Origin of the sequence: Mesorhizobium sp. WSM4307 (assembly GCF_007003945.1) — a bacterium.
Taxonomy (GTDB): Bacteria; Pseudomonadota; Alphaproteobacteria; order Rhizobiales; family Rhizobiaceae; genus Mesorhizobium.
In genome coordinates, this window is the sequence record NZ_VFTB01000022.1 from 65,653 (window position 1) to 76,319 (window position 10,667).

General features: G+C 58.2%; 7 protein-coding genes and 3 pseudogenes. 1 reads left to right on the plus strand and 9 read right to left on the minus strand.

All coding sequences use genetic code 11. From position 1 onward, the window contains the following. Window positions 1-26: 26 nt before the first annotated feature. From nifH to queC, 6 genes and pseudogenes are all read right to left on the minus strand, one after another. Window positions 27-920, minus strand: a complete 894-nt coding sequence (nifH, locus tag FJV83_RS34965) for a nitrogenase iron protein (RefSeq protein WP_024505261.1) — start codon at window positions 918-920, stop codon at window positions 27-29. A 1,097-nt stretch (window positions 921-2,017) separates the two neighbouring features. Next, a pseudogene (locus FJV83_RS37380) lies at window positions 2,018-2,214 on the minus strand (7-carboxy-7-deazaguanine synthase QueE); the annotation flags it as partial. A 160-nt stretch (window positions 2,215-2,374) separates the two neighbouring features. Continuing rightward, the gene (locus FJV83_RS34980; protein ID WP_063169372.1) at window positions 2,375-3,127 is read right to left on the minus strand and encodes a carbonic anhydrase; all 753 of its coding nucleotides are present in this window, start codon (window positions 3,125-3,127) and stop codon (window positions 2,375-2,377) included. A gap of 770 nt (window positions 3,128-3,897) precedes the next feature. After that, window positions 3,898-4,623 (minus strand): 7-carboxy-7-deazaguanine synthase QueE, encoded by a 726-nt coding sequence (gene queE, locus FJV83_RS34985; RefSeq protein ID WP_164548811.1) that lies wholly within the window; start codon window positions 4,621-4,623, stop codon window positions 3,898-3,900. 5 nt (window positions 4,624-4,628) lie between these two features. Next, window positions 4,629-4,985, minus strand: a complete 357-nt coding sequence (gene queD, locus FJV83_RS34990; RefSeq protein ID WP_063169374.1) for a 6-carboxytetrahydropterin synthase QueD — start codon at window positions 4,983-4,985, stop codon at window positions 4,629-4,631. Continuing rightward, window positions 4,985-5,683, minus strand: a complete 699-nt coding sequence (gene queC / locus FJV83_RS34995; protein ID WP_063170389.1) for a 7-cyano-7-deazaguanine synthase QueC — start codon at window positions 5,681-5,683, stop codon at window positions 4,985-4,987. Before queC ends, queD begins: the two co-directional genes overlap by 1 nt. A gap of 369 nt (window positions 5,684-6,052) precedes the next feature. Here queC and FJV83_RS35000 point away from each other — a divergent pair. Then, window positions 6,053-6,194, plus strand: a pseudogene (locus FJV83_RS35000) (transposase); the annotation flags it as partial. Here FJV83_RS35000 and FJV83_RS35005 read toward each other — a convergent pair. The 3 genes and pseudogenes from FJV83_RS35005 to hisC all read right to left on the minus strand — a co-directional run bounded on the left by FJV83_RS35005 (window position 6,189) and on the right by hisC (window position 9,882). After that, window positions 6,189-7,391 (minus strand): annotated as a pseudogene (locus FJV83_RS35005) (IS3 family transposase). The pseudogenes FJV83_RS35000 and FJV83_RS35005 sit on opposite strands and share 6 nt — an antisense overlap. Window positions 7,392-7,645: 254 nt before the next feature. Next, entirely contained in the window at window positions 7,646-8,680 is a 1,035-nt protein-coding gene (locus FJV83_RS35010) for an LLM class flavin-dependent oxidoreductase (protein WP_063169375.1), read from the minus strand. Between the two features lie 71 nt (window positions 8,681-8,751). Further along, window positions 8,752-9,882, minus strand: a complete 1,131-nt coding sequence (hisC, locus tag FJV83_RS35015; RefSeq protein WP_063169376.1) for a histidinol-phosphate transaminase — start codon at window positions 9,880-9,882, stop codon at window positions 8,752-8,754. Window positions 9,883-10,667: the final 785 nt, after the last annotated feature.

Consider the following 10,667-nt stretch of genomic DNA (forward strand, 5'->3'; position numbering starts at 1 on the left):
GCCGATTCATGGCAGCGCTAATGTCACTACTGGGCCGCCGCCTTCGCCGCTTCCTTGGAGTGAAGCTCGGCAAGCATCTGCTCGTCGGTCTTCATGATGCCGAAGTCGAGCAGCATCTCCTCCAGCTCCTCCATGGTGATCGGCGTCGGGATCGTACCCTGGCCCGAATTGGCGTGGATCTTCTCGGCCAGAGCGCGGTATTCCCCTGCCTGCTTTGAGTCCGGCGCGTACTGGATCACCGACATCTTCCTGAGTTCGGCATGTTGGACGATGTTGTCGCGGGGCACGAAGTGGATGAGCTTGGAATTCAATCGGCCAGCCAGTGCTTCGGCCAGATCGAGTTCGCGGTCGGTTTGACGTTCATTGCAGATCAGCCCGCCCAGCCGCACACCGCCCGAATGGGCATATTTGAGGATGCCCTTGGCGATGTTGTTGGCGGCATAGAGCGCCATCATCTCGCCGGACATGACGATATAGATCTCCTGGGCCTTGCCTTCGCGGATCGGCATGGCGAAGCCGCCGCATACCACGTCGCCGAGGACGTCATAGGAGACATAATCGACATCGTCATAAGCGCCATTCTCCTCGAGGAAATTGATCGAGGTGATGACGCCGCGGCCGGCGCAACCGACACCCGGCTCGGGGCCGCCGGACTCCACGCACTTGATGCCTCTGTAGCCCACCTTGAGCACGTCCTGGAGTTCGAGGTCTTCCACCGAGCCTTCCTGTGCGGCGAGATCCAGGACGGTATCCTGAGCTTTCGAATTCAGGATCAAGCGTGTGGAATCGGCTTTGGGGTCGCATCCTACGATGAGGATTCTCTGCCCGAGGTCGACAAGGGCAGCGAGCGTATTTTGGGACGTGGTGGACTTGCCGATGCCGCCTTTTCCGTAAAAGGCGATCTGACGCAGACCTGACATAATAGCTTTCCTTCCTTCGTTCTAATTATCGCGACTGCCCGCGACACAAGTGCCGATAGGCAGCTCGTGCCGCCTCACACCAAGCATCGCAAAAAGCGTACCAGCGTGATCGGCCGATCCCAGAAGAAACTTTGTCATTAAATTCCAGCCGCTTAGACGGCGGCAAAACGCGCGAACGGGCCTTTCAGGCGTCTGTCACGGACACGACAAAGCCGACACAGATTGTCGTGCGCCATCCAAACCGCCGTGTGTCGAGCTCGAAGCGGGAGAATGGGGAAGTTAGCCCAAAGCTGATGGCGAGACCATCGGAAGACATCGGCTCTTGTCTTTCCAGCCTGCCATTGATCGGGCGGTCGCTGGATGAGCAGGAGCCTGGGGCTTGACCGCGGCGCGGGTAGTTCAGGCAGGCTTACAGAGCGGGAACGCCGGCGGCCGATAGACATCCGCGCTTAACCTTTCATAGCCCGTCTACAAGTTGGTTCCGCCGACGCGCTATATGGAAGCCAAATAATTCAGTAGCTTAGCCGAGAGCATTGATTTTTTCAGAAAGATACGTGTTATACGCGTATGAACCGCCGAACCCATGGTCGGCGCCCTCATGCGCGTGAGACCCCGTTGTGGGCGAGGCTCGCGACTGGCTGCACGATCCTAGCCGGCCTGCTTGCCATTGAGTTTGGTCCCGCCGCGGTAGGCTGCGGCATCAAGGGCAACATCAGCTACAACACTGGCAAGAAGATTATCACGTTCTTGGACAGGAATCTTACTGGGAGACACGCATCAACCTATTGAAGGGCGAGCGGTGGTTTTGTTCAGAGGAAGCTGCACGAAAGGCGGGCGGGCGGGCTTCGAGAGGTTAGTGTCGCGGCAGCTTGCAGATCTGCCCACGGGGCCGCCACGATCGCAAAGTGTGTACAAAAGCGCCCTCTCTGCCGAACTGAACAGTGCTCACGGCCATAGCCTCGGATGAGCCCGACTGGCTTGACCTCTGCATGATGAGAGCAGCTTTTACACCAGGTGCGCAGCACATGTCTTTAACGAACGCATCGTCTTCAAGAATATAGAGAGCAATTCGGAAAACCGAGTAGTTGGCGGCGAAGCTAGGAGAAGGTATACACTACCCTCTTGTTACCCCAGAGTAGAACGTGCAGCTGCGGCAAGACGCGGGCTTCGAACCACCTGTCGCTGGTCACCTTTTCTACCAGCGGTTCCATGCGCATCATATTCCGTCGGACTCGACAGAGACGTCTTCATTACCACGGCGGGGCGGCGTGTGATTGCCGGGTTGCAGACAAACCTCGCCGCGACGTATTTGGGACGAGTGGTGTCGGCACCGAATCCCTATCATTTAGACTAGCCAGCTTGGGGAGCGCCGTCAGACCGCCAGACCGGAAGAGGAGGCTTCGCGCCAACTTGTGCCAAGAATGTTGGACCGTGCGGAACCGCTGGGGCGGCGCTCAACTCTGGCGCAGGATGAAGCGTCGATTGGGTGAATGAATAGGGCGCGCGTTCGACGGGTAGAGTGAGGCAAATCGCTGGATGTCTGCCGGATCAACGTCAACCGGTTCCATCGCCACCATCCACTCGACGTTTTCGGTGCACGGCGGCGTCGTCAGTGAGCCCTCATAAGTCCAATAGCCAAGCGAGGCTGGCAGAAGCCAGTTGGGATTCACCTCGTCGATCGTCACCTCCCCATTCGGCAGTTCGGGAAAGGCCGCAGCAAGGGCAGCAAAGCTGGCATTTGTCGCGCCGGGCGTTAAAAAGACGCCCAGCACGCCCAGAGTACCACTTTGCGTGTCCTTGTGAACGAAATGCACCTCCATCGGGAAGCTCTTGCCCGCCACGTGATGTTCGCTTGGCGCATGGAAATGGAACTGTACCAGTTCGTAGACACGATCGCCGCGGGTCAGCGTGCTGCCTTGTGGCATATTGATTTGAATGGTGTGGCCGTTGTTCACCATATTGCCGCCGCCCTTGTGCCAGCCGATGGCGATATGCGGGATATCCGCCTTGACCGCGCTGTTGATATTGATCGGCGATTGCTGCGTGCCGGCAGAGCATACGAAATTTTCCTTATCCAGATCAGCCCAGTGCTCCGGTCCGACCGGACCGGTGTACCCCCAATGGGCACTGGTCGCTTGGGCGGCTTGAACGCAAATCCGGCATGCGCCGAGCGCAACCAACCCTTTGATCAGGTGACGACGATACATATTACTTTTGCTCCTCTTGCGAACTGATGTTGGTGGCTGCCCTAATGGACGCGTGATGGCCAATCGGCGCGGCCAGTATTGTCCTTTGCAACTGATAGATGCCCGCACGCCTTGGCGTGCTTTCATAAGTGCGGCTGCCGTTTCTCGGCTGGCCGGCTTCTGCAGCCCGCAACGGGGGCAGTTTCAACCAGCTAAACGATAAAAAATTTTAGCAGACCAGCGCTTGACCCCCGCCGCAAAGGCACAGGCGAAGGTGATCACTGCGCGGCTGCCGTTCGCGCCGGAGGCCGCATCGCTATACTTTACACTCGCTGCCCAAGGAGACGCAGGCGACCCCAATACGTTTTCATCGCTACTCCCGACGCAGCCGACCCACGCCACGAAAACGTTGCTATATTTCACGTTGGGCCAATGAGGAAATCGATCTTCTTTATGGAAGGCATTTGCGCAATGGATGCATTCCCATGCTGACAGTCGTGCGTCAGGCCGGACAATGAGATACATCGATAAGAGCTGGACAAGGATGAGGGGATGACGTGCTTGCGACGGAGCAGGTGGGGCGAGAAGGCCAGTTCTTGCGGATTTCAACTTTGCGTGACGACAGCTCATCGGAGTCAAGGTGACACACGCCGGCAGCGGGGTGTCCGGGCGGTTTCCAGCCGCACAATCGCGAGACCGCTGACGCGAACAAAGCTCGGCTGTACTCGGCACGCGAAGAGAGCCTGCCAAGCCGTTGGAGCCCGGCCTTCCGGTGCGACGCAAGCCACAGACTAGACCGCCCTCTTGTTACCCCAAAGCAGAACGTGCAGCTGCGGCAACACGCGGGCTTCGAACCACCTGTCGCTAGTCACCCTTTCGACAAGCCATTCCATTCGCATCATTATTCCGTCCAAGTCGACAGAGGCGTCTTCACTGCCAGGGAGCGGCGGCGTGTGATTGCCGGGTTGCAGATAGATCGGAAGGTGCGGATATCTCGCCGCGACTTCTTTGGCGTAGGCATAGTCACTCTCGTCGAAAACGACGAGCTTGAGCACGATTTGCGGCTTCTCTTGCGCCGCTTCGAGGCATGCATCAAACGCAGCCCAACGGGTCGTCATCTCGCTGGACGGCGGCTTTGGGCTAAGGGTCAGCACGTCAAGATCCGCAAACCACTCCCTCACCACGGAACCCTGCGTTTCCAGTGCAAAACGATAGCCCTCGCGATGGCCTCGTTCTATGAGGGGACCGAACGGCTGAATGGCCGGGTTGCCGCCTGACAAGGAGACCATAACCGGCCTGCCGCCGGAAAGCGCATGGACGGTTTGCCACACGGCATCGATCGGCATCGGTAGCCATTCATGGCGATACTGATTGTCCACCGCGTGAAGGCTGTCGCACCATGAACAGCGATAATCACATCCGCCGGTTCTGATGAACACCGTCGGCAAGCCGATGAGCACGCCCTCGCCCTGGATAGTCGGCCCGAATATCTCGCTCACACGGATTGCGGGATGCATGTCGGTCACGGACGGTATTCCGCCCAAGTTTTCGGTGTTTCGCTAACGCGCACGGCCGCGGTCTGCGGCAGACGTGCCTTGCACCATTCATAGAAATGTCTGGCCAGGCATTCCGCCGTGACCTTCTCATGTCCCAGCACGTCGTTGAGGTGCCGATGGTCGAAGCTCTCGTCAATGTAGCGTTTGAGCGGCGCCAGATCGTGATAGTCGCGCACGAAGCCGTGGGCGTCCAGTTCCTTGGCCGACAGCTCCACTACGACGACATAGTTATGCCCGTGCAGGCGCGCGCATTGATGGTTGGGAGGCAAGGAGGTGAGCTGATGCGAGGCCGAGAAGTGGAATTCCTTGCTGATGTGGAACATTACGCGCGCCTCCTGCGCAGCGCCTCAAGCCAGAAATCGGCGTCCTCGTAGTCGGTGGGATCAGCGTGCCCGGCGAGATGGAACGCTTCGCGCCGCTCGACGCAGGTCCCGCATCGTCCGCAGTGACGCACGCCGCCCTTGTAACAGGACCAGGTCTCAGCAAACGGGGTGCCGTATCTTGCGCCATCCGCAACAATGTCAGCTTTTCCGAGATTCACATACGGTGCATAGAGGCGTATCTGCGCATAGCCGTCGAGCGCGCGGTCTTGCATTGTCTGGAAAGCTTCAATGAAGGCCGGACGGCAATCGGGATAGATGAAATGGTCCCCACCATGCACGGCCGCCGCCACCGCTTCGGCGCTGTGGGCGGCGGCGAGACCGAAGGCGATTGCCAACATGATGGCATTGCGGTTCGGCACCACCGTAATCTTCATCGTGTCTTCGGCGTAGTGGCCGTCCGGCACGTCGATACTGCTAGTCAGCGCTGAGCCGGAAAGGCCACGGCCAATTTCGCCGATGTCGATGATCTGGTGCGGGACCTTCAGTCGCTGCGCGCAAAGAGCGGCGAAGCCCAATTCCTTCCTGTGCCGTTGGCCATAGTCGAAAGATAGAAGGCCGGTGAGTTCGTGCTCCGCTGCCACCATGTGAGCAAGGGAAACGGAGTCCAATCCGCCAGAGCAGACGGCGAGAGTCTTCATCATTGGTATCCTTGTTTTGACCGGGTAAGGCTGCGACCGGAGATTTCTCTGCGCCCCCACTACTCCAGCGACTCAGTTTTGTGAACCGGGAGAATTTGCGCTCAGCCCGATTGGAACGGGAGTGCGTCGCGTCCAACACGCGTGATCAATAAAAGTTGAGCGCTTCAGCAGTTTGTTTCGCATCGCGCCAACTTTCGCAACCTGCTGTCCGATCGTCGACTTCGAGACAAGGTGATGTTCGGCCGACATCGGCTGACTCTTAATTAAGCCGCAGAACACATGTTGGCTTTCTGGCCTTCGCTTGTGCGGTTGGCGAGGGCGACATGGATGCCAGCAAATTTGACATTGGCGACATCCGCCTGGAGAACCCTGCGCGGCGCGATTGAGGCCGCAGGCGAGCCTGCTCTAACTGCCGCCCTACAGTCCCGACTTCAATCCGATTGAGAACGCCTTCGCCCAACCTAAGGCGCTGCTGCGAGCAAAGGCCGAGATAACCATCAAGGCTCTATGGGACTGACGTTGCCCCAGCAGTTTTGAGTTCGTTTCCGGCGTGGGTTGTGCCCTGCTGGGCGGGTGAAGCGACGGGCGCTGGCGCGGAGCCTTTGGCATAGCGCAGCGCGAGCGACCGTCGCGGATTGAAGGTGCTGGCGAACTTGGCCGGGGTCTGCCAGGGGGGAGTGCGGCCGCGCGGTGTTGTAGTCGGCGTGCCACAGGGCGATGGCTACGCGCGCCTGAGCCAGCGAGGTGAACAGCGTCTCGTTGAGCAGTTCATCGCGCAGTCGGCCGTTGAAGCTCTCGATGAAGCCATTCTGCATCGGCTTGCCGGGCGCAATGTAATGCCATTCGACGCGGTTCTGATCCGCCCAGGAGAGGATGGCGTTCGAGGTGAACTCGCTGCCATTGTCGCTGACGATCATCCTGGGCCGGCCCCGCTCGGTGATGAGCCGTCCAATTCGCGGGCAACCCGCATGCCCGAGAGAGACGTATCAACGATGAGTGCGAGGCACTCTCTCGTGCAGTCGTCGACGACGGCCAGGATGCGGAAGCGGCGCCCGTCGGTGAGCTGGTCCGATACGAAGTCGAGCGACCAGCGCTCGTCGGGCCTCAGCGGCACCAGCATCGGCGCCCTGGTCCCGATCGCCCGCTTGCGGCCGCCACGGCGGCGACGGCGAGCTTCTCCTCCCGATAGAGCCGGAACAGCTTCTTGTGGTTCACGACCAGGCCCTCCCGCCTCAGCATCACGAGAAGACGCCGGTAGCCGAACCGGCGACGCTCCTGCGCGATCGGCCTTCATCCGCTCGCGAACCTCGCGGTCGTCCGGCCTGCTGGTCTGGTAGCGAACCGTCATGCGGCAACAGCCGATGGCTTTACACGCCCGCCGTTCGCTCATCCCGAAGCCTTCCTTCAGGCGAGCGACAGCTTTCCGCTTGGCGGCGGGCGTCACCATTTCTTTCCCACAAGGTCCTTCAACGCGGCATTGTCGAGCATGGCGTCGGCCAAAAGCCGCTTCAGGCGCGTGTTCTCGTCCTCCAGCGCCTTCAGGTCGCCGAGCCTCGGTGACATCCATCCCGCCGAAGCGGGCCTTCCAATTGTAGATCGAGGCGTCGCTGACCCCGTGCTTGCGGCACAGATCGCCAACCGATACCCCGGCCTCGTGTTTCTTCAAAATTCCGATGATCTGCTCTTCAGAGAAGCGGCTGCGTTTCATGTCCTGGTCCTCTGGATGGGCCAGAACGAACTTCAAACCGGATTAGATCAGAGGGGCAAGGTCAGGACGCCTCGGCGCGGTCGTCGACCTCTTCACCCCAGCCGAATGTGCCAACTACTTCAAAGCCGCAGGATATGACCTGGATCAGATAGGACGTGCTCCAATGGTTTACACCTGACACAGGAGTCCGGCCCCCACAACCGTTTCGCAATGAGGAGCAGCGCTGCCGCTGCTCCTCCAATCACACGACGGATTCACGATGCGGCAACTCGAGCCATGATTTCGGATCCAATGGCCGATGCGGTGTATAGTGAGGCATCCAGCGGCAAATCCCCAAATGCCAGTTGACACAGAAGATAATTAGCACCTGCCTCTTCCAGCTGATCAAGGAGAGCTTTTCGGACAGAATCTGCCGTTCCCACGACGCACAATTCACTTTCAATTGCTGCATCGAAGTTCAAAGGCAAGTTTGGTGGAGTGGAAATGGCATTTAGTTCGTATAGAAATTTGAAGCTATTGAGCCATCGTTCATAGGCAGGTGCTGCGAGCAAATACGCATCTGTTTCAGAACGCCCTATCACCACCATTCGGAGCAATCCAAGAAATGGCGCTTGCTGGCCAATGTCAGCATCGTGAATTCGGGCGGCGCGGAACGCGTCGGTAACGCTGCGAACAGAAGTGGAAGGTCCGACGCAGGCGATGTTTGCCCCATTCGCAGCGGCCCAGCTAGCCGGCTCGGGTCGATTGGTGGCGATCCATGTCGGCGGACGGGGATATTGGTGAGGTCTCAACGTCAGCGGAACATCTTTCAACTCAAAGTGGCGGCCCTGATAAGAAAGCGTCCCGCCTTTCATCGCATTGATGAGAATCTCACTGGCCTCCGCATACTGTTCTGGTGCTGCTTCTACAGCAACCCCGAAGTATCCCAATTCAGTGGGAGCAGAGCCGCGCCCTATGCCGAGTTCAAGCCTGCCGCCGCTCAACTGATCAAGCATGCAGATCTCCTCGAAGGCACGCAGCGGATGATAGAGCGCAAGTAGCATTACCATGGGACCAACACGAAGACTGCGGGTTCGCTGGGCGACGCTCGCTAAGAACAAATTCGGTGATGGACCTCTGCCATGCGGCGTACAGTGGTGCTCGGCGAGATGATACGCATAAAAGCCATAGCCATCGCACGCTTCTGCTAGGCTCAGCCGATCTGCATATTGTTGTGCGATGTCATCGCCGTTTTCGTCCAGATGATCGAAGATGCCGAAGGTCAGGCCCGAAGCGGAAATTTTCTTCAATTAATTGTTCTCCAAATTACCTATATTTATTCGCTAATCATCATAGCTCACGACATATCATTACTTGATGCTTAATGTGAATCGACTTCATGCTTGTGAGCACCGCGATCCTTCTTAAAGTTCATACAGACGCGTTCGGCGGCAGCAAGGAATTTGTCCATCTGCTCTGTGGTGCCAATGCTGACGCGAATACAGTTCTTCAAATCTACGTCAGGAAAGCTGGCGATGAGGATCGCCTGCTCTTTCAACGCGGCTTGCCAGCATGAGCCCTCCTGTCCCGCCGGCACACGGGCCAGCAAAAAGTTTGCGTGGGAGGGTGTTACGGAAAAGCCAAGTTGCAACAGCGCCAGGGTCACTCGCTGTCGTTCATGCTTGATGTGCCTGTGGTTCTCTTCGTAGGCGTGGCGATGCGCAAGAATGCTTTTCCCGACCGCCTGCCCGATCACGTTCATGTTGAAGACATTCTGGATGTTGCGCAGCCTGCCAATGATTTCTGGGTGACCGAAACCGAAGCCGACTCGCACGCCAGCGGCAGCATAGCTCTTTGAAAAAGTCCTCAAGATCAAAAGATTCGGATGTCTATTGACGAGGCGCAGGGCATTGTCGGGTGCGAAGTCAACGTAGGCCTCATCCAAGACGACCAAGCGATCTGCTTGCTCCACAAGGCGTTCGATTTCGGCCACCGGCACGAATGTTCCGGTCGGATTGTTCGGATTAGCCAACAGAATGAACTTCGCGTCTTTTGCGGGGCCGGACAGCAGTTTTTCTATCGGCAGGGGATGAGCTTCGCTCGATGCGATTTCGAGAAACTCGGCACCCTGCAACATGGCAAGTTTACGGTTGAACGAAAATCCGGGCGACAGCATTGCCACTCTATCTCCTGGGGCGAGGAAAGCTCTGTAGATGAGTCCGAGCAGCTCCGACGAACCGTTGCCGGCAATCACCTGATCTTTGGAAAATCCGTAAGCATCGGAGGCAGCTGCCCTTAAGCTGAGATTGTCGTCTTCCGGATAAAGATACTGGTGTTCGATCGCAGCAATTGCACTTTGCATTACGCTCTTCGGCAACGGAAACGGGTTCTCGTTCGTATTTAGCTTAACGCAGTTTGCATCCGTCGCTGGTCCGTTGGACGAGAGAGCATCTAATTTGCTGGCCACCGGCGAAAAAAGCGAAAGCACGGTCTTCAGTTTTGCATCGCACATGTTCTTCTCCGTTTTTCAGTCCCGCAGGGCATGTGACATGAGGCAATCGTTGATCGTGACTTGATCGACGTTCGGCTATATCAGCGCTGCCTTCCCACCCTGGTGGGGATCGCCGACCACGGTTTGGATTTGACACCGGGAAGCTGTCGAGAACCTGATGACGACCCAACGTTTGGCCGACGGCCGATTCGGCGCAACAGACGGTGTTTCAACATCGCATCGTCCTCAAAGCCGCATGCAGGGCCTGCACGACAGCCCGTCTCCAGCGCCCGCAGATAGGTGGAAGCCGAAGTCTTGCCGAACCTCAGTTGCTCTGCCACCTTGGCCCACCGGACTGCCCTGTTTATGGGTCAGGCGCAGGATATCTCTGACGCTCGTTCGTCTTGCTTGCTTCCGTCTTGGCATGGGCTCTCTCGGTTTGCTGATGAGAGAGCCAAATACCGGCTCATCTGAGCATGAGACGCAGGCCTGACGATATGGAGCGTCGCTGGTGGCGCGCGTAGCCGAGAGGGTTCGCCTCGCTGGCGGGGCATGCAAGACGGCGCACCTCCTTAGCCATCCTGTCCCATCGTCTCAGATCGTGAGGCGCACCTTATAGTCGGTGAGGAGATCTTGCAGGGTCAGGTTACGCCCTAGCGCTTAAGGTTGTTGGTCGCACCGAGCAAGCGCGGGACCTGTCGACGGACAACAGCGGTGCCACTGCCGGCACTAGGTGTGAGCTTTCGAGAGGTTGTCCATTCGGACCGGACCGAGGAGACTGGAGTTACCACGCTTCAGCATCCATC